The organism is Paraburkholderia sediminicola (assembly GCF_902859805.1).
GTDB classification, from domain to species: Bacteria; Pseudomonadota; Gammaproteobacteria; order Burkholderiales; family Burkholderiaceae; genus Paraburkholderia; species Paraburkholderia sediminicola.
The window spans coordinates 1,772,288-1,790,114 of sequence record NZ_CADIKC010000001.1; the positions used below are offsets into that span (position 1 = coordinate 1,772,288).

Annotated in this window: 16 protein-coding genes; 7 read left to right on the forward strand and 9 right to left on the reverse strand. The window is 61.0% G+C overall.

The genetic code is table 11. The features are described 5' to 3' along the window. Position 1: 1 nt before the first annotated feature. The gene (locus R8871_RS07855; RefSeq protein ID WP_175049789.1) at positions 2-1,561 is read right to left on the reverse strand and encodes a methyl-accepting chemotaxis protein; all 1,560 of its coding nucleotides are present in this window, start codon (positions 1,559-1,561) and stop codon (positions 2-4) included. 252 nt (positions 1,562-1,813) lie between these two features. Further along, positions 1,814-2,560, reverse strand: coding sequence for a Crp/Fnr family transcriptional regulator (locus R8871_RS07860; protein ID WP_175049790.1), 747 nt, complete (start codon positions 2,558-2,560; stop codon positions 1,814-1,816). Positions 2,561-2,718: 158 nt separating this feature from the next. Here R8871_RS07860 and R8871_RS07865 point away from each other — a divergent pair, with 158 nt between their 5' ends. Next, positions 2,719-4,350 carry an acyl-CoA synthetase gene (locus R8871_RS07865; protein WP_175049791.1) on the forward strand — a complete coding sequence of 544 codons (1,632 nt, stop codon included), beginning with the start codon at positions 2,719-2,721 and terminating at the stop codon, positions 4,348-4,350. A gap of 95 nt (positions 4,351-4,445) precedes the next feature. Here the strand turns inward: R8871_RS07865 and R8871_RS07870 are convergent, their stop codons facing one another. The 3 genes from R8871_RS07870 to R8871_RS07880 form a co-directional block, all read right to left on the reverse strand. Beyond that, a complete protein-coding gene (locus R8871_RS07870; protein ID WP_025495857.1) occupies positions 4,446-4,670 on the reverse strand; it encodes a hypothetical protein in 225 nt (74 codons plus the stop codon). A 285-nt stretch (positions 4,671-4,955) separates the two neighbouring features. Next, on the reverse strand, positions 4,956-5,159 hold the full coding sequence (locus R8871_RS07875; RefSeq protein WP_175049792.1) for a cold-shock protein: 204 nt from the start codon (positions 5,157-5,159) through the stop codon (positions 4,956-4,958). 293 nt (positions 5,160-5,452) lie between these two features. Then, positions 5,453-6,088, reverse strand: a complete 636-nt coding sequence (locus R8871_RS07880) for a LysE family translocator (RefSeq protein ID WP_054034842.1) — start codon at positions 6,086-6,088, stop codon at positions 5,453-5,455. A gap of 461 nt (positions 6,089-6,549) precedes the next feature. Between R8871_RS07880 and R8871_RS07885 the strand changes: the two genes are divergently transcribed. Continuing rightward, complete coding sequence (locus R8871_RS07885) at positions 6,550-6,813, forward strand: H-NS family nucleoid-associated regulatory protein (protein WP_175049793.1); 264 nt, start codon at positions 6,550-6,552, stop codon at positions 6,811-6,813. A gap of 200 nt (positions 6,814-7,013) precedes the next feature. On the opposite strand, the gene pcaG is transcribed toward R8871_RS07885, so the two are convergent. Then, entirely contained in the window at positions 7,014-7,601 is a 588-nt protein-coding gene (pcaG, locus tag R8871_RS07890) for a protocatechuate 3,4-dioxygenase subunit alpha (protein WP_175049794.1), read from the reverse strand. A gap of 3 nt (positions 7,602-7,604) precedes the next feature. Beyond that, positions 7,605-8,309 (reverse strand): protocatechuate 3,4-dioxygenase subunit beta, encoded by a 705-nt coding sequence (gene pcaH / locus R8871_RS07895; protein WP_175049795.1) that lies wholly within the window; start codon positions 8,307-8,309, stop codon positions 7,605-7,607. 107 nt (positions 8,310-8,416) lie between these two features. On the opposite strand from pcaH, the gene pcaQ reads away from it, so the two are divergent. Both pcaQ and R8871_RS07905 read left to right on the forward strand, forming a co-directional pair. Then, positions 8,417-9,418 (forward strand): pca operon transcription factor PcaQ, encoded by a 1,002-nt coding sequence (gene pcaQ / locus R8871_RS07900; RefSeq protein ID WP_175049796.1) that lies wholly within the window; start codon positions 8,417-8,419, stop codon positions 9,416-9,418. Positions 9,419-9,692: 274 nt separating this feature from the next. Further along, positions 9,693-10,826, forward strand: coding sequence for a 4-hydroxyphenylpyruvate dioxygenase family protein (locus R8871_RS07905; protein ID WP_093635016.1), 1,134 nt, complete (start codon positions 9,693-9,695; stop codon positions 10,824-10,826). Between the two features lie 42 nt (positions 10,827-10,868). Here R8871_RS07905 and R8871_RS07910 read toward each other — a convergent pair whose 3' ends face one another. Beyond that, the gene (locus R8871_RS07910) at positions 10,869-11,801 is read right to left on the reverse strand and encodes a LysR substrate-binding domain-containing protein (protein ID WP_175049797.1); all 933 of its coding nucleotides are present in this window, start codon (positions 11,799-11,801) and stop codon (positions 10,869-10,871) included. A gap of 168 nt (positions 11,802-11,969) precedes the next feature. Between R8871_RS07910 and R8871_RS07915 the strand changes: the two genes are divergently transcribed. Further along, complete coding sequence (locus R8871_RS07915) at positions 11,970-13,007, forward strand: DUF1338 domain-containing protein (RefSeq protein WP_175049798.1); 1,038 nt, start codon at positions 11,970-11,972, stop codon at positions 13,005-13,007. A 42-nt stretch (positions 13,008-13,049) separates the two neighbouring features. Next, entirely contained in the window at positions 13,050-16,079 is a 3,030-nt protein-coding gene (locus tag R8871_RS07920; RefSeq protein ID WP_407673112.1) for an FAD-binding and (Fe-S)-binding domain-containing protein, read from the forward strand. A 21-nt stretch (positions 16,080-16,100) separates the two neighbouring features. On the opposite strand, the gene R8871_RS07925 is transcribed toward R8871_RS07920, so the two are convergent. After that, positions 16,101-16,736, reverse strand: coding sequence for a helix-turn-helix domain-containing protein (locus tag R8871_RS07925; protein WP_175049800.1), 636 nt, complete (start codon positions 16,734-16,736; stop codon positions 16,101-16,103). Between the two features lie 260 nt (positions 16,737-16,996). Here R8871_RS07925 and R8871_RS07930 point away from each other — a divergent pair, with 260 nt between their 5' ends. After that, positions 16,997-17,716 carry a hypothetical protein gene (locus R8871_RS07930; RefSeq protein WP_175049801.1) on the forward strand — a complete coding sequence of 240 codons (720 nt, stop codon included), beginning with the start codon at positions 16,997-16,999 and terminating at the stop codon, positions 17,714-17,716. The last annotated feature ends 111 nt before the right edge of the window (positions 17,717-17,827 follow it).

Consider the following 17,827-nt stretch of genomic DNA (forward strand, 5'->3'; position numbering starts at 1 on the left):
ATCATGCATGCTCTTCAACCTTGAACACTGCAACCGCATTTCGCAGACGTTCGGTCTGCTCATCGAGTGATCCGGCCGCAGCCGCTGCCTGTTCGACCAGCGCGGCATTGCGTTGCGTCACATCGTCCATCTGGCGGATCGCGAGATTGACTTCGCCGATACCCGAACTCTGTTCTTTCGAAGCCGCCGAGATTTCGTTCATGATCGCCGTCACGCGTCGAACAGCGTCGACCACTTCGCTGATCGTGCTGCCGGCTTTGCCTGCCAGTGTCGAGCCTTCGCCGACCTGCGCGACGGACTGATGGATCAACACCTTGATTTCTTTGGCCGCCGTCGCGCTGCGCTGCGCGAGATTGCGCACTTCGCCCGCGACGACCGCAAAGCCGCGGCCTTCTTCGCCGGCGCGCGCCGCTTCCACCGCTGCGTTGAGCGCGAGGATATTGGTCTGGAAAGCAATGCCTTCGATCACGCTGATGATCTCGCCGATCTTGCGCGAACTATCGGTGATGCCGGCCATTTTCTCTACGACGTCGTTGACGACTTCGCCGCCACGCGCGGCAATGTTCGATGCATCCGCTGCGAGTTCTGACGCGGTCGCTGCGTTGTCGGCGTTCTGCGTGACGGTCTTGGTGAGCTCGTCCATGCTGGCGGCGGTCTGCTGCAACGAAGCCGCCTGTTCTTCGGTACGGCTCGACAGATCCAGGTTGCCCGCGGCGATTTCTTTTGAGGCAACCGTGATCGTTTCGGCGGACGTCTTGATCCGCGCGACGGTGGCAGCCAGTTGATTGCGCATCTCGCGCAATGAGAACAACAGGCTCGACGTGTCGTCGCGACGCAGGTCGATGTGAGTGGCGAGATCGCCGCGCGCAATCTGCATGGCAATTGCCGCCGCCGCGGAAGGCTCTCCGCCGATCGAGCGCGATACATTGCGCACCACCCGCGAAGCCACGAACGACACCACCACGCCCAGCAGCACCAGCATGCCGGCCGAGCGCGCGAGCGTCGCGTAGAACTGCGCCTGGATGTCATCCATATAGGCGCCGGCGATAAAGTCCCAGTTCCACGGGCCGAAGCGCTTCACATAGCCGATCTTTTCGCTCGGTACCGTCTCGCCGGGTTTCGGCCACCAGTAGCGCAGATAGCCTGCGCCGCTCGCCGAGCCGCCTGCCTGCGCGATGTCTTGATACAGCGCATTGCCTTTGGCGTCGCGGAAGCTGCTCATGTCCTTGCCGTTAAGCTTCGGGCTCATCGGATGAGCGACCATCACCGAATCGCTGCGCACGATCGTCACGTAGCCCGATGCGCCGTAACGTTGCGCGTTGATGCGAGCGATGGCCTGCTGTTTGGCCTCATCGACCGGGAGCTTGCCGGTGTCGGCCTGCTTCGCGTAGTCCGCGACGATCGACACCGCCATGTCGGTGACGTCGGCCAGATCCGCGCGGCGTGCGTCCATTTGAGCGTTTCGTGCATCGAACGCATTGACAACGGTCACGATCAGGAGCGCCGCCCAGCAAAGCAGTATCGGCACCCACAATTTCTGTTTTAGTGTCAGACGGTTCATTATTGGTTTCGACAATACGTTGAACTCGGAATAGGGACGGGCTGCAATCTGCGTTGCATAGTCGGCATAACGGCTATTGCTGTGGATTCTTTATTCCGGCGTCCGAAATTGCTGCCTGAAACGTGAATGTTCGGTCTGAGGTGGTCGATGAAATGTGGAAAACGTCGAGGAAAATCGGGGAAAGTGGAGCCAAACCCGTGGAAAATCACGGGAAACTGTAGCGGGCAGCATGGCGCAGCGCACGCGCTTACCCTAAATCTGCTCCTGACCAAACGCTGACAAGCGTTCGAGGTCCAGCACATCGATCTGGTTGTACGAGAGGCGCAAAATCTGCAGCCTTTCGAGGTTTTGCAGTGCCTGGTTGATCCGTTGCCGCGACACGCCCGCCAGCAGGCCGACTTCTTCCTGTGAAATGGCCAGCGTACGGCCGGTGTCGGGGTAGAGGTCCGGATTGAACAGTTGGGCGAGCGACTGGGCGACGCGCGCGTCGACATCCAGCAGACGGCTATTCTGGATCGACGCGATGAATTCGCCCATGCGGTTGTTCAACTGCCGGATCACAAAGCCGGTAAACGGCAGGCTCGACTCGAGCAGCGCATGGAACGTCTCTGAGGGCACGAACATCACGAGCGAAGGCTGAATGGCGGCCACGTCGTATTTGCGCAATTCGCGCTTGATCACGCTGCCTTCGCCGAACCAGCCGCCGGGCGGCACGCCGGAGAGCGTGCAACTGCGTCCCGAGGCGTTGTAGATGGCGAGTTTGATGAGGCCGGAATGGACGCCGATCCAGTAGTCTGACGGCTCCTGGCGGCGCGCGATCCATGCTCCCCCTTCCAGCCGCTCCGCGTGCGCGCTGGCAAGGATCATGGCCTGGTGCTCGGTGGCGAGCGCCCTGAACCATGCGCAGGTGCCGAATAGCCGCGGCAGATCGGCGCGCGGAACTCGTTCAGGCCGGTGCGGGCGGGAGTCTGCGACGGCGGTAAACGGTGCGTCATCCATAAGCAGCGAGCGGGGTGCAGGCGAGTGAAGTTGGGTGAATGGAGCCAGAGCGCGCCACTCTGTCATTTGAATGACAGACAGTTCACCCTGACAATTGCTAGGCTAGCTCATCAATCAGAAAAATCGACGGCGCGGCCAGCGCCTCAGGAGACAAAGCGATGACGCACATGTTCGAAGAGGGCCTCCAGCGGCGCGAGGCCAATTATGTTCCGCTGACGCCCATCGATTTCATCTTACGCGCAGCGGAAGTCTACGGTGAGCGACTGGCGGTCGTCCATGGGGAGATTCGCCGCAACTGGCGCGAAACCTACGAGCGCGCGCGGCGTCTCGCCAGCGCGTTGCGGCAAGCCGGTGTAGAGCGCGGAGACACGGTTGCCGCCTTGCTGCCGAATATTCCTCCGATGATAGAAGCGCATTTCGGCGTGCCGATGGCCGGCGCGGTGCTCAATACGCTGAACACGCGACTCGACGTGTCGTCGCTTCTGTTCATGTTGCGTCATGGCGAGGCGAAGGCGTTGATCGTCGATACGGAGTACAGCGAATTGGCGCACCGCGCCGCGCTGGAATTCCCGGAGTTGCGCGTGATCAGCGTGGCCGATGCGGTGCCCGCTGACGTCACCAAGTTCATCCGCGCAACCGACTACGAAGCATTCCTGCAAACCGGCGACCCCGACTTCGCCTGGACTTTGCCCGCCGACGAGTGGGACGCTATCGCGTTGAACTACACCTCGGGCACGACCGGCGATCCTAAAGGCGTGGTCTACCACCATCGCGGCGCGTATCTGAATGCGCTCAGCAATATCCTCGAATGGGATATGCCCAAGCACGCGGTCTACCTATGGACCTTGCCGCTCTTTCACTGCAACGGCTGGTGTTTTCCGTGGACGGTTGCTGCGCGTGCCGGCGTCAATGTCTGTCTACGCAAATTCGACGCGAAGACGGTATTCGAGCTGATTCGCCGCGAAGGCATCACGCATTATTGCGGCGCGCCGATTGTGCAAAGCGCGCTTGCGAATGCGCCTGCCGAATGGCGTGAGGGCATCACGCATCGCGTGTCGACGATGGTGGCGGGCGCGGCGCCCGCACCGGCGGTGATCGCGAAGATGAAGGAGATCGGCTTCGATCTGACGCACGTCTACGGACTTACTGAGACCTACGGGCCGGCCGCAGTCTGCGCGAAACAGGAAGAATGGGACACGCTCGACGACAACGCGCGCGCCGAAATGAACGCGCGGCAAGGTGTGCGCTATCACTTGCAGGCAGCCGTAACGGTGCTCGACCCGGACACGCTCGCGCCCGCGCCTGACGACGGCGAAACGCTCGGCGAGATCATGTTCCGCGGCAATATCTGCATGAAGGGGTATCTGAAGAACGAGCGCGCCACGGAAGCGACCTTCCGCGGCGGCTGGTTCCATACGGGTGATTTGGGCGTGCGGATGCCTGACGGTTACATCCGTATCCGCGATCGCAGCAAGGACATCATCATTTCGGGCGGCGAGAACATCTCGAGCATCGAGGTCGAAGACACGTTGTATCGTCACCCTGCGGTGTCGGTTGCCGCCGTGGTGGCGATGGCCGATCCGAAATGGGGCGAGGTACCCTGCGCCTTCGTCGAGCTCAAGGACGGCGCTCAGGTGAGCGCAGAAGAGATCATCGCGCACTGCCGGCTGTTTCTTGCGGGATACAAGTTGCCAAAAGCGGTGCGCTTCGGCGAATTGCCGAAGACATCGACGGGAAAAATTCAGAAGTTCGAACTGCGCGCGAGGATCAAGGCGGAACAAACCGAATAGACCACGCGCGATGGTCTAGCGCGCCGAATGGCGCGCCATGTCGTGTTGAACGATGCAAGCGCGGGGCTCCCGCGCGCATCAGGGGTGACTCGCGCTTAACCGCGCGTGTCGACCCAGCGTCGTGCCCAGCGTGCCGAGTGCTGCAGTGCCTGTTCTTCGTTCGGGAAGTAGTCGAGCGAATAGAACTGGTAGCGCCCTTCGGTACGCGCGCTGTCAGCGCGCTCGAGCAACAGGTTGGACGAAAAACTACCGTCGGGCAAACGATGCGCCGAGGGTTTGACGGCATAGCCGTTGTAATGATGTATATGTTTGTTTTGCATTTTATATTTTAATAATGTTCGAGTGCGCGCCTGCCGTGCGAGCCGTTATACGGGTCACGCGGACGAGCCGATTCAAGCCATTGCGAGCCGAATCCAAACGCAGTCGGAAAGCTAAAAAGGGCGTTAAAGCCAGAGGGGAGAATGAGGTGCAACGAGGCGTTTGGCGCTTAGGCTAGCTGAACAATATATGCAGCTAAAAGCGATCGCGCCAACTGTGGGAGACAAAGCTCCGCGAGGATGTCGCTGCAGCCCGATGTCCGTTGCCGGACACCGAGCCCTTCAAACTTACATCGGCTTGATGTTAGCCGCTTGCAGACCCTTCGGGCCTTGCTTCGTTTCGAAGCTCACCTTCTGATTTTCAGCCAGCGTCTTGAAGCCGTCGCCGGTGATTTCGGAGAAGTGCGCGAACAGGTCGTCACCGCCCTTGTCCGGGGTGATGAAGCCAAAGCCTTTGCTGTCGTTGAACCACTTAACGGTACCGGTATCCATGAAGAATCCTTGAGTAAAAAATAGAAAAATTTGCTCGGTTGAGGAGCGCTTGAAGGGTCAAGGAGGGAGAGGACAACGAATACCGCTGAGGAGCGAGACATTGATGAACAGCAATCGAACTTCTTGAACTTCGGGTGCCACAGTAACCGCCGGGCATGCCAGCGTCAACACTTATCTTGTAACTGTTTTGTCATGGGCCGTGCTTGTGCATGCTCGGCGCGCGCCGATGCGGCCCTCGTTGCTGGTTTGCCGCGTAGCGAGACACGACAAGCCACTCGAGTGGATTTTCTGTTTCAGATGCCCACTTTATGCGCGGTCAGGATCAGACGTAATCCCAGCGCGGCAACGGCGCTTGCGGCGACGCGATCGATCCAGGCCTTCCACTGCAAATAGACTTCACGCGGACGTTTGCTCGAGAAGCACAGCGCGACCACCGTGTACCAGCCGGCTTCAATGGCGAAGATCGCAGGGGGCAACGCAAAGTAGCACCACAGCGGCGGATGCTGCGGAAGCAGGGCCGCGAAGATACTGCCGTAGTAGACCGCTGTTTTCGGATTGCTGAGTTGTGTGCTCAAACCGATCCAGAACGATTTGCGCACGTTGGTAGCGGCGGCTTGCGCAGCATCGAACGCGAGCGGTTTGGCCGCGCCGCGCCAGATCTTCGACGCAAGGTAAATCAGATAAAGACCGCCGGCCACTTTCAAGCCGACGTACAGCCATTCCACTGTCGCCAGCAAGGTGTACAGGCCGAGCAAAGCAATACCGCTAAAGAACACGCCGCCGATGCCCATGCCGGCCGCTGTCGCGAGGCCGTCGCCGCGCGAGAGTCCGATTGCATTGCGTGCAACGATAACGAAGCTCGGTCCCGGGCTCATGGCGCCGAGCAGCAGGGCGGCGAGGATTGTGACGATGGCGGTCGAAGCGGGCATTTTTGTGTGTCTCCTACAGGCGTCGATGCGGGTCAGTGAAACATAGCATGGGAGGGCGAGGTTTTGTTCCCGGTCAGCGCCAATAGAACCTTTAAAGAACCAATAAGAATTGAAAAAGCCGCTAAAGAACACCAACCGAATGGCAAGAAAGCCCGCCATCGCACGCAGACAATCAGTTGCTGCAAGCAGCGGAAATTGGATGCTAGAATGCCCTCCCATACGCTAAAGCAGCCTTGGAACACCAAGGCCGATCGGGCGCGATTCGAGCCGTTTGCCGACGAATTCCCCTAAATCCACGATTTATTGGGCATGACCCCTGATGCGAGTTATCACGCATTGGGAGAGGCATCGCAAGTTCGATTTGCACTCACCTCATCTGATTTACGCATAGGCTTCGCGTTGTTTTGCGAAGCTTTTTGTTTTTCAAACGCGCGCACTATCAGCCGCGAAACCGGTACCTTATGAAAGAGCGAGAAGAACAACGGCTGTTCGACCTCGACGGGAATGCGCGTGAGCGCCTGGTCGTGTGGATCCGCCGACGCATGGACGAATACGGCATTACGATCGAAGCGCTTGCTGATGCAATCGAAGCCGACAAAGCCGCAGTCCGGGCCGTGATGTATCGCGACGCCTACGGAAATACGTGGGACGGTCACGGCGAAAAGCCGGATTGGCTTGCGCGTGCAATCTACGCTGGACAGAACATCGACCATTTCCGCTGTTGAGCGGGGCCTCAGTTTCTTTTGCCAATCGTTTTCCTGCGCGGCTGGGCGGCTGCGCGATGCCGCGCCGTGCCCACTGATTCGGCATCCAAAAAAAAGCCCGCGCGGGGCGGGCTTAACCTACTCGGAGTTTCGCGATCCAGTCGCAAGACGGATCATGTTCAGTGTATGTGAAAGCTTTATGAAAGTATAGGAAATCCGCGTTACAGATCGAAAAACACGGTTTCCTTGTCGCCCTGCATATAGATATCGAATCGGTACACATTGGCCATGTCTGGCTCGCGGCGCGCGATCAGCGTGCCACGCCGGTCTGCCGGAACCGCTGCCAGCACGGCATCCCGTTCGTTAGCCTCGGCTTCGTCCTCGAAATAGATGCGCGTGAAGGTGTGCAGCAGCATGCCGCGCATCGTCACAATCACATTTAGATGCGGCGCTTCGTCCGGATTTGCGCGGCCGGGTTTCACCGTTTCGACGACAAAGCGTTGGAGCGGATCGGTGCCCGTACCGACGCGGGCGAAGCCGCGAAAACCGGTCTTCAGGATTTCCTCGCGTGATTCCGGGTAGTGGCCTTGCGCGTCTACCTGCGACACTTCCAGCATCGCATCGCCGATCACCTTGCCGTCGCCGTCGAACACCTGGCCGACGATCGTGATGTGGTCGCCGGCCGCTTCGCGGTCGGCCAGAACCGGCGTAAACAGGCTCTTGAAGGCGAAGTCGTATTGCTGCGGGCACAGACCGTAGGCGAAGTACGGTCCAACCGTTTGCGAAGGCGTTTGCTTGAGGGTCGTCATGGCTTAGCGCTCCATCGGGGTTTCGTTGCGGCCGCGCAGCACGATGTCGAAGTCGTAGCCGAGCGCATAGGCCTCTTGCGTCGTATCGAGCGAGAAACCTGCAATCAGGCGCTCGCGTGCGTGTTCGGGCGTGCCCTGGAAAATCGGGTCGAAGGCCAGCAGCGGGTCGCCCGGGAAATACATCTGCGTGACGAGGCGCGAGCCGAAATGCTCGCCGAACAGCGAGAAGTGAATATGATTCGGACGCCACGCGTTCGGATGATTGCCCCAGGGGTAGGCGCCCGGTTTGATCGTCAGAAAGCGATAGCGGCCTTCGTTGTCTGTAATGCAGCGGCCTGCGCCTAGGAAGTTCGGGTCGAGCGGCGCGTCGTGCTGATCGTTCTTGTGCACATAGCGGCCGGCAGCATTGGCTTGCCAGATTTCAACCAGCGTATTGCGCACCGGGCGGCCCCCTTCGTCGAGCACACGGCCCGTCACGATGATGCGCTCGCCGAGCGGCTCGCCGTTGCGCACCGCATTGCGCGTCAGATCGTGATCGAGCGCGCCGAGGTCTTCCGTGCCATAGACCGGAACGCGCTGGTCGCGCAGTTTTTCCTTCAACGGAATCAGCGGCCGCGTCGGGCCGCGTTTGACTGAAGAACCGTAGCCGGGATAGACGTAGGCAGGGTGGGACGCGAAGTCGCGCGCGGTGAGAAAGGAATCGTCCATCAGTGTCTCCTTCGAGAATTGTGGGATACGGCTTTATGGAGCGACTTTATCTAACCTGAGAGGTTATGCAAAATGACGTTTTCGCCCATTTCGTATAACCTGCCGTTATGCAACGCAGCCTCGCGGATAGCCGCGTCAAATTCCGTCATCTCCAGTGCTTTCTGGCCGTCGCCCAGTTCGGTGGCGTGCAGCGGGCCGCCGAAAGCCTGTCCATTACGCAGCCCGCGGTCTCCAAGACGGTGGCTGAACTGGAGGCGATTCTCGGTGTGAAGCTCTTCGAGCGCGGCCGGCACGGCGCCGTGCCGACCCGCGAGGGGCAGCTCTTCATGCCGCATGCGAGCGCGTGTGTCAGTGCGTTGCGACAGGGTGTGGACCTGCTGGCGCGCGCAGAAGGCGCGGCGGCCGCCACGCTGGAAATCGGCATTCTGCCGACCGTCGCGGCTGCGCTGGTGCCGCCGGTGCTGAAGCGCTTCGCCGCGCTTTGGCCGCGCGTGATCGTGCGCCTTGCCACCGGCGCCAACCCCGAATTGCTCGAGCGTTTGAAGGCCGGCACGATCGAATTCGCGATCGGGCGTCTGGCGGACCCGGAACGGATGGTTGGGCTCAGTTTCGAGCAGCTTTTCAGTGAACCGTTGATTGCCGTGGTGCGCGCCGGGCATCAGTTGGCGCTGGGGGCCGGCTTGCCGGCCACGTCGCTGGAGGATTTTCCGGTGGTGCTGCCGCCGTTCGGCACGCTGATCCGGCAATCGGCTGAAAGCCTGTTGAGCGCGTGGGGCGTGCCGCCGTTGTCGGGGTTTGTCGAAGTGCTGTCGGTGTCGACGGGGCGTGCGTTGGCGTTGGAGAATGACGCAGTATGGTTCGTGCCGTTGAGCGCCGTCGAATATGAACTGGCGCACGGCATGTTGGTGCGTTTGCCCCTGCAGTTCGCGGGTACCGGCGAGCCCGTGGGGCTGATCCGGCGCTCGGACACGCAGCCGTCGCCGGTGGGACGGGCGTTTATCGATGCCGTGCGCGAGGTTGCGCAGCTGCGCATGGCGGCGGCCGCTGGCAAGCCTGTGGCTAAGCGTGCGTCCAGGCGGAGTAGCCGCGGCGGCGCGTCCAGGACCTGAGGCTCGCCGCCAGGCGGCACGGGAGATGCAGGAGGCGCAGTAGACGCCCTCTGCGGCCCGATTCTCCTGGCGTGAACCATCCAGTACAAAATAAAGTTTGCGAACGTCCTGTTACCCGGTGTACAAACACGATGCAAAAGCCGTCGCGGGCTGCATTACTGCAGCACACCACGCACGCGCTGTCACACTACGAATGAATGACGACGCGCACCGAACAGCAGAAACATCACGAACACGCGCAACAGCGTAAGAAAGACTGCACAAGGAGATTGCCATGCCCAGCGACTTGCCCACTCCAGACGCCGCGCTGCGCGCCGTGTCGGCGCCTGAGCATAATCCGCTCGGCACCGCCGGCCTCGAATTCGTGGAGTTCGCCTCGCGCGAGCCGAAGGCGCTCGGCGAAACTTTCACGAAACTCGGCTTCAAGGCGATTGCGCGTCATATCAGCAAGGACGTCACGCTGTATCGCCAGGGCGAGATGCATTTCCTGATCAATGCCGAGCCGGATTCGTTTGCCGAACGCTACGCCGAGGAATACGGCGCCGGCATCTGCGCAATCGGCATTCGCGTCGCCAACGCGCAGCGCGCCTTCGACCGCGCGATCGAACTCGGCGCATGGGCATTCGAAGGCGAACGCCTCGGCGCGGGCGAGTTGCTGATTCCGGCGATCCAGGGCATTGGCGATTCACACATCTATTTCGTCGACCGGTGGCGCGGCCGTGGCGGCCAGCGCGGCGGCCTCGGCGACATTTCCATCTTCGACATCGACTTCCGCCCGATCGAGATCGATACCGCGCACGCCGATCTGAGTCACGCGGGCACCGGCCTTGTCGCGGTCGATCATCTGACGCAAACGGTTGGTGAGGGCCGGATGCAGGAGTGGCTCGACTTTTATCGCGACCTGCTCAATTTCCGTGAGATTCACGAACTGCACGCGAACTGGCATGTGTCGGCGGAATCGCGCGTGATGGTGTCGCCGTGCGGCGCGATCCGCGTGCCTTTGTATGAAGAAGGCACGCGCCGCACGAATCTGATGCACGATTATCTGCCGGATCATCCGGGCGAAGGCGTGCAGCACATCGCACTCGCGACCGACGATATCTTTGCATGCGTCGAGCAACTCCTCGCGAACGGCGTCGAATTCGTCGAGCCCCCGCCGCGCTATTACGAACAACTGGATGCACGTCTGCCGGGTCATGGGCTCGATGTCGAGCGGCTCAAGCGCACGCACGTTCTGGTGGATGGCGAGATCGGCGCCGACGGTGTGCCGCTGCTGTTCTTTCAGACCTTTGTGCGGCGCGGTGCCGGCGAGATCTTCTTTGAGATCGTGCAACGGCAGGGTCACCACGGTTTCGGCGAAGGCAATCTGAGCGCGTTGGCGCAGGCACGCGAGCAAGCCGGCGCTTGACGCTTGGCGTTTGCCGCTTGCCACTTGGCGCTTACCGTTGGATCAATCAGTCTCGGGATTGCCCGCCAGCCCAGGATTCACCTCGCTGTACGCCGCCGCTTCCTGCAACAGCCACTCGCGAAAGCTCGTGAGCGGCTTGCCGTGGCTCAACTCCGTCGGATAGACGAGGTAATACGCCGAGTCGGCGACGGCGGGTGCATCGAGCGGAATCACAAGTCCGAGCTGTTCGAGCTGAGCGTCGACGAAAAAGCGCGGCACCAGCGCGATGCCGAGACCGGCCGCGGCGGCGCTGATCAGCATCGTGTGGAGTTCGTAGCGGACGCCTTGCATCGCCCGGTTATCGTCGACGCCGAGGTTGGCGAACCACGACGCCCAGCCGTCCGGCCGGGTGGTGGAATGCAGTAGCGGGTAGTCCAATAGATCTGCCGCAGTTTCCACGGGCCGCGCCAGCAGACTCGCGGCACACACCGGCACAACTTCTTCGCTAAACAGAAAATCCGCCGACGTACCCGGCCATGTCGGCTTGCCGTAGTGAATCGCGGCTTCGAAATGCGTATCGGCGAACGGGAACGTGCCGGTGCGCACGCCCATATTGACCCGCACATCCGGATACTGCGCATTGAATGCCGCCAGGCGCGGAATCAGCCATTGCGATGCGAAAGTCGGCAGTACCGCCAGCTCCAGATAACCACCGCCGCTGCCATGCGCAATGATCGACAGCGTGTCGCGGTCCAGTTGTTCCAGCGAGCGCCGCACCTGCGCGCTATAGACCTTGCCCGCCTTGGTCAGCACCACGCGTTGTTTCACGCGCACGAACAGCCGCACGCCGAGATTGCTCTCCAGCGTATTGATCTGCCGGGACACCGCGCTTTCAGTCAGGAACAGCTCGCGCGCCGCATGCGTGAAGCTCTCGTGCCGCGCGGCGGCTTCGAAAGCGAGCAGCGCGCCCATGTTGGGGATTTTGAACTTTCGCACGTTGATTCCAAAAACGCATCAAGTGGCGATTTTATCTCGCTTTACGGCGGGGCTGCGAATTTGAATAATCTCGCATCCAACGATGCCGCGCTTGCGCCTTGAGGCCACGCCGGCAGGCCATCTTCAAACACACGAACGCGTGCTTGCCGCACCCCGCCCGGAACCGATATGCGAAACATCAAGAATGCGAATGTCGAACAACTGCTGGTGAAACTGCTCGGCGCAGAGAAAACCGCGAGGCTGTTCGCCACTCTGAACCATCCGCAGATCCTCAATGAATGGGAGGACGGCACTGTGACACGCGCCGAACTCGCGCAGGCCATGAACATGGCGCTGTTCGAAGACCTGCTGGCGCGCTCTGCGAATGGTCGCCAGTACACCGAGGAAACGATCGCCGCCGGTGGCAGCGTCTACTTCGATCATGGCGCATTGCGCACGGTGCGTTGGGCTGAGAGCGGCGCGCTGCCGCCGGGTGAAGCGGCTTTCGCGCGCATCCTGCGGCCGCTCGGCTTCAGCATCAACGGCCGTTATCCGCTCGACCGCCTGGGCATGACCGGCCGCGCCTGGGCGCACGAAGACGCCCCCGACGAGATCGCGCAGTTCTTCGTCAGCGAATTGCATCCCGAGCGTTTCTCGGCGGAGTTTCAGCAGGCCGTGACGAACGTGATCGGCGCCTCGCGCGATCCGTTGACGCCGCGAGCCGCCGGCCAGTTGTGGGAGCTCGAACGCGAGGGCGTGTTGCCGCTCGAGGCGGCTCACGCATTGCTGCCGGAGATTGTCGGCGCCTTCGCGCGTCAGCATGAGACGCCACGCGAAGCCGATTACGAAGTATTGTTGAAGGAGTCGGCCGAAATGGCGTGGATCGCGACCGAAGGCAACGCCTTCAATCACGCGACCGATCGCGTCGCGGACGTGTTCAAGCTCTCCGACGACGAAAAGGCGAAGGGTCGTCCGATGAAGCCGGAAGTGGAGCGTTCGCGTTCGGGCCGCGTGTTTCAGACCGCGTACCGTGCGGACATCGTGCGGCGCGAATTCCGCGCGGCCGACGGCAGCATCGTGACGCGCGAGGTGCCGGGCTCGTTCTACGAGTTCATTACGCGCAAGCGGACCTTCGATCAGGACGCGCGCCGCTGGGAAACGGACCTGCGTTTCGACGCGGGCAACGCACAGGGCATCTTCAAGATGACCGCGAGCCAGGCGGCTTGATTCGCAAGTGCAGGGCGATAGCGCGGGCATCGGACACGAGACATGAGAGGCGGAGTGGGAACGTCATTAGATGAAGAGCAGGGCGCGGGCGTGAATGCGTCGTTGAGCGATGCAGCTCGTGACCCGTCAAAAGCGCCGCGCGTTGCCACGCCCTTTCAAGGGACCGCGGCAGTGATGGAGGCACTCGAAGCCGACCTTCGCCGCACTGTACGCGGCGAAGTGCGCTTCGATCAGGGCTCGAAAGCGCTGTATGCGGCGGATGCATCGAACTATCGGCAAGTCCCGCTCGCCGTGGTGGTGCCGTCGGACGTCGACGATCTGCTCGAAACGCTCGCAGCGTGCCGCCGCAATGACGTGCCCTTTCTCCCGCGCGGCGGCGGCACCTCGCAGAATGGTCAGTGCGTGAATGTCGCGGTGGTGGCCGACGCGAGCAAGTATGTGAATCGTGTCGTGTCGGTCGATCCTGTCGCGGGTGTAGCGATCGTCGAACCAGGCGTGATCTGCGACACCTTGCGCGACGCTGCCGAAGCACACGGCCTCACGTTCGCACCCGATCCCGCGACGCACAGTCGCTGCACGCTAGGCGGCATGATCGCCAACAACTCGTGCGGCGCGCATTCGGTAATGGCCGGCAAAACGGTCGAAAACGTCGAGGCGTTGGAAATCGCGACTTTCGATGGCGCGCGTTTCTGGGTCGGACCTACTTCGGACGACGAACTCGAACGCATCATCGCGGCAGGCGGCCGCCAGGGCGAAATCTACACCGCACTCAAGCAACTGCGCGACACCTACGCCGATCAGATTCGCGCGAAATTCCCGCAGATCAAGCGGCGCGTGTCGGGCTTCAATCTCGATCAACTGTTGCCGGAAAACGGCTTCAACGTCGCGCGGGCGCTGGTCGGCACCGAGGGCACCTGTGCGGTGACCTTGCAGGCGAAAGTGCGGCTCGTCAAGAGTCCGGCGAAACGCGTGATTGTCGTGGTCGGTTTCACCGATATCTACACCGCCGCGGACGCCGTGCCGCATTTCATGCGCTGCGGGCCGATCGCGATAGAGGGACTCGATCGCGCGATCATCCGCGGCTTGCAGGCACGCGGTTTGAAAAAGGATGAGATCGCACTTCTCCCAGCGGGCGATGCCTGGGTCGTGCTCGAATTCGGCGCGGATACGCACGACGATGTCGTGCATCAGGCGCAAACCGCTGCGGCGTATTTCTCGTCGGGCGCAGCAGGACCGAACGTGTCGGCGATGCTTGTCGAAGATCGTGCGCTGCAGGCGAAGGTATGGTCGATTCGCGAGACGGGAGCATCCGCGGTGGCCTTGTCGGTGGATGCGGGCACGCCTGATCCAGTGGTCGGCTGGGAAGATGCAGCGGTCGATCCCATGCGTCTCGGCGATTATCTGCGTGCGTTTCAGGCGCTGGTGGATCGCTATGGCTACGAGACGAGCCTCTACGGTCATTTCGGCGACGGCTGCGTCCACGCGCGCATTACCTTCGATCTGCGCAGCGCGGAAGGCGTTGCAACTTGGCGCAAGTTTCTGCGCGAAGCGGCGGAACTGGTTGTCGAATTCGGTGGCTCGCTCTCGGGTGAACACGGCGACGGCCAGGCCAAGGCCGAGTTCCTGCCGATCATGTACGGCCCCGAACTGATGCAGGCGATGGAGCAGTTCAAGGCGATCTGGGATCCGGCCAATCGATTGAATCCCGGCAAGGTCGTGCATGCGTATCGCGCCGACGAAAACCTGCGCATGGGGCCGGCCTACAAACCCGTGACACTGCAAACGAAGCTCACCTTCGCGAGCCAGGAAGGCGACGGTTTTCAGCGCGAGATCGAACGATGCATCGGCATGGGCAAGTGTCGTTCGCTCGAAGGCGGCACGATGTGCCCGAGCTTTCGTGCGACGCGTGAAGAGAAATACTCGACACGTGGCCGCGCGCATCTGTTCTGGGAAATGCTGCAAGGCGACGTGATCGCCGACGGCTGGCAAAGCCGCGAAGTGAAGGAGGCACTCGATACGTGCCTCGCGTGCAAGGGCTGCAAATCCGATTGCCCGACGCATACAGACATGGCGTCGTACAAAGCGGAGTTCCTTTCGCATTACTACGAGGCGAATCGCCGACCGCGTCAGGCGTTGTTTATGGGGCGGATTGGCGAATGGGCGCCGTGGGCGGCAAGGTTTCCGAGGCTGACGAACTTTATGACGTCGACACCCGGGTTAGCTGCGGTGGGGAAGTGGGTCGCAGGTGTAGCGCAAGCGCGTGAGTTGCCGAAGTTTGCTACGCAGACGTATCGGCAGATTGCTCGGCGTTCGCCTCAGGCACAACTGAATGCTAACTCTCGTGGTGACGTGAAGAAAGCGATCCTGTGGGTCGATACGTTTAACGATCACTTCACGCCCGAGATCGCGCAGGCCGCTGCCGATGTGCTGACGCAAATGGGGTGGCACGTCGTGCTCCCGAAGAACCGCTTGTGTTGCGGGCGTCCGCTGTATGACTTCGGCTTACTCGACCGTGCGCGCGCGTTGCTGGCCACCATTCTCGATGACCTCGGAGACGACATCGCCGCGGGTGTGCCGTTGGTTGGTCTTGAGCCCGGTTGCTTATCGGTGTTCAAGGATGAACTGCTGAAGCAATTCCCCAATCATGCTTTAGCGAAGCAACTGTCGGCGCAGACGTTTCTATTTTCCGATTTCGTTGCGCGTCAGCCGTTCGATTGGCCGACGCTTCCTGCGGACGTGATCGTGCACGGGCATTGTCATCAGAAGGCGCTGTTTGGTATGCAAGGCGATACCGCGCTGTTGAACAAGCTTGGTGTGAAGTGGAAATTGCTCGACACGGGATGCTGCGGCATGGCGGGATCGTTCGGCTTTAACGACGAGCATCACGCGCTGTCTGAGAGGATCGGTGAAGACACGCTGTTTCCAGCCGTGCGTGCTGCAACGGCGGCAAACGCGGAAACGATCGTGCTGACCAATGGCTTCAGTTGCCGTGAGCAGATCGAACAGGGGACCGGGCAACACGCGATGCATATCGCGCAACTAGCGCAGCGGGCGTTGGCGGCGCGCCGTTAAGGGGCCATTGCGGCGCCTTCGTTATTTCTTCGCCGGTTCCGCAGTAGCCGACGTCTGCGGAATGTCGGCGCTGGTTGCCATCCACAACACCTCGGCGTCTTCGTCGCTGGTGGACACGGCTGCGTGGCCGGTACGGCTGTCGAAGTAAAGGCTGTCGCCCGCATTCAGATGCGTCGGTGCGTACAACTCGGAATAGAGGCACACGCTGCCGCTGATCACGTACAGGAATTCTTCGCCCTCGTGACGGCCCCAGTCATCGAAGGCATCCAGCGTGTGCGCCGAGATGCGGATGCGAAACGGCAACATCGCTTTGTGCGCCAGATCCGTGGCGAGCAACTCCATCTGATAGCCGCGGTAGGCGTGACGCTGACCTTCGTTTTTGCGGGTCAACGCGCGACGGCCGCTGGCGCTGACTTTGGGCGTCGAGCCGAACAACTCGCCGATTTCAATCTTCAGACCGAGCACGATTTTCTGCAGGACGTCGAACGTCGGGGACATCAGACCGTTTTCGACTTTGGATAGGGTCGAGCGGGAGACGCCGCAGAGGCGGCTCGCGGTTTCGAGCGTCAAGTCCTGCGCCTGGCGGGCGGCGCGGACGCGGCGGCCGAGGTCGGTTGTCGATGGATCAGCGGGTTTGGTAGTAAGGTGGGTGTCCATGGGGCTGGCTCAAATACTCGCCTTGCGCGGCGTTCGATGTTTCCGATAATAACATTTGAGAAGGGCTGGTCCGGGTGGCGTTCGGCTCGTGCGACCACCGAGCACCTTTTCCCATCGGAAACGCTGAGCAGCGTGGCACCACCTTTTCCCATCCCTGTACGGGACCGTATCGACGTACTCCTGCCGGTGTACATATCCTGCAAGACATCTCGGTCGTAACGGACCCGCCTTTGAAGTCGTGGCTCATTCGGGAGCAGGTAATGAACGATCTGTTGGCTTTCGCCATCGAAGCGCATGGTGGTATGGGGCGCTGGAACGGTTTCACGAAACTCAAAGCGGCCCTCTCGGTCGACGGGGCGATCTGGCATTTGAAGCAACAACCGGGGCTCCTCACCGACAAGATCTTCGAGATCGACACGCACACAGAGCGCTTGACGATCACGCCATTCAGCGCACCCGATATGCGCAGTGTGTTCGTACCGGACAGGCTTACGCTGGAGACCCTGACTGGCGAAGTCGTAGACAGTCGTGAGAATCCGGAAGCCTCCTTTGCCGGGCAGACTGTCGAGACTCCGTGGGACAGATTTCACGTTGCCTATTTCGCCAGCGAAGCGCTTTGGACCTATTTGACGTCACCGTTTCTCTATACGTACGCCGGTTTCGAAAGCGAAGAAATCGAGCCGTGGCACGAAAACGGCGAAGTGTGGCGGCGCCTGAAAGTCACTTTCCCGGACTATGTTGCGAGCCACACCAGAACCCAGATTACGCATTTCGGGCCCGATGGGCTCATGCGGCGTCACGACTACACGGTCGACATTTTAGGCGGGGCGACCGGCGCGAATTACACGACTAATTATCGTGAGTTCCAAGGCATCATGATGCCGACCACGCGTCGAATCTACGCCTATGACGAGGCCATGCAGAAGGTGCCGGAACCACTACTGGTCTCGCTCGACTTTGGCGAACTCAGTTTCAGCTAAGTGTGCCGTGCTTCACTAGACCCTCACGCCTCCTTCCCTGCCTGGACCGCCAAACAACCAATGACACGCGATTCCATTGCCTAGAATCAGGTTACGCGCAGAACGCTTTCG

Coding starts and splice junctions, on each gene's coding strand:
- R8871_RS07860 (WP_175049790.1), bottom strand. CDS start 2,560: ATGGATGACGCACCGTTTACCGCCGTCGCAGACTCCCGCCCGCACCGG.
- R8871_RS07920 (WP_407673112.1), top strand. CDS start 13,050: ATGAGAGGCGGAGTGGGAACGTCATTAGATGAAGAGCAGGGCGCGGGC.
- R8871_RS07870 (WP_025495857.1), bottom strand. CDS start 4,670: ATGCAAAACAAACATATACATCATTACAACGGCTATGCCGTCAAACCC.
- R8871_RS07880 (WP_054034842.1), bottom strand. CDS start 6,088: ATGCCCGCTTCGACCGCCATCGTCACAATCCTCGCCGCCCTGCTGCTC.
- pcaQ (WP_175049796.1), top strand. CDS start 8,417: ATGCAACGCAGCCTCGCGGATAGCCGCGTCAAATTCCGTCATCTCCAG.
- R8871_RS07885 (WP_175049793.1), top strand. CDS start 6,550: ATGAAAGAGCGAGAAGAACAACGGCTGTTCGACCTCGACGGGAATGCG.
- R8871_RS07875 (WP_175049792.1), bottom strand. CDS start 5,159: ATGGATACCGGTACCGTTAAGTGGTTCAACGACAGCAAAGGCTTTGGC.
- R8871_RS07915 (WP_175049798.1), top strand. CDS start 11,970: ATGCGAAACATCAAGAATGCGAATGTCGAACAACTGCTGGTGAAACTG.
- R8871_RS07925 (WP_175049800.1), bottom strand. CDS start 16,736: ATGGACACCCACCTTACTACCAAACCCGCTGATCCATCGACAACCGAC.
- R8871_RS07865 (WP_175049791.1), top strand. CDS start 2,719: ATGACGCACATGTTCGAAGAGGGCCTCCAGCGGCGCGAGGCCAATTAT.
- pcaH (WP_175049795.1), bottom strand. CDS start 8,309: ATGGACGATTCCTTTCTCACCGCGCGCGACTTCGCGTCCCACCCTGCC.
- R8871_RS07905 (WP_093635016.1), top strand. CDS start 9,693: ATGCCCAGCGACTTGCCCACTCCAGACGCCGCGCTGCGCGCCGTGTCG.
- pcaG (WP_175049794.1), bottom strand. CDS start 7,601: ATGACGACCCTCAAGCAAACGCCTTCGCAAACGGTTGGACCGTACTTC.
- R8871_RS07855 (WP_175049789.1), bottom strand. CDS start 1,561: ATGAACCGTCTGACACTAAAACAGAAATTGTGGGTGCCGATACTGCTT.
- R8871_RS07930 (WP_175049801.1), top strand. CDS start 16,997: ATGAACGATCTGTTGGCTTTCGCCATCGAAGCGCATGGTGGTATGGGG.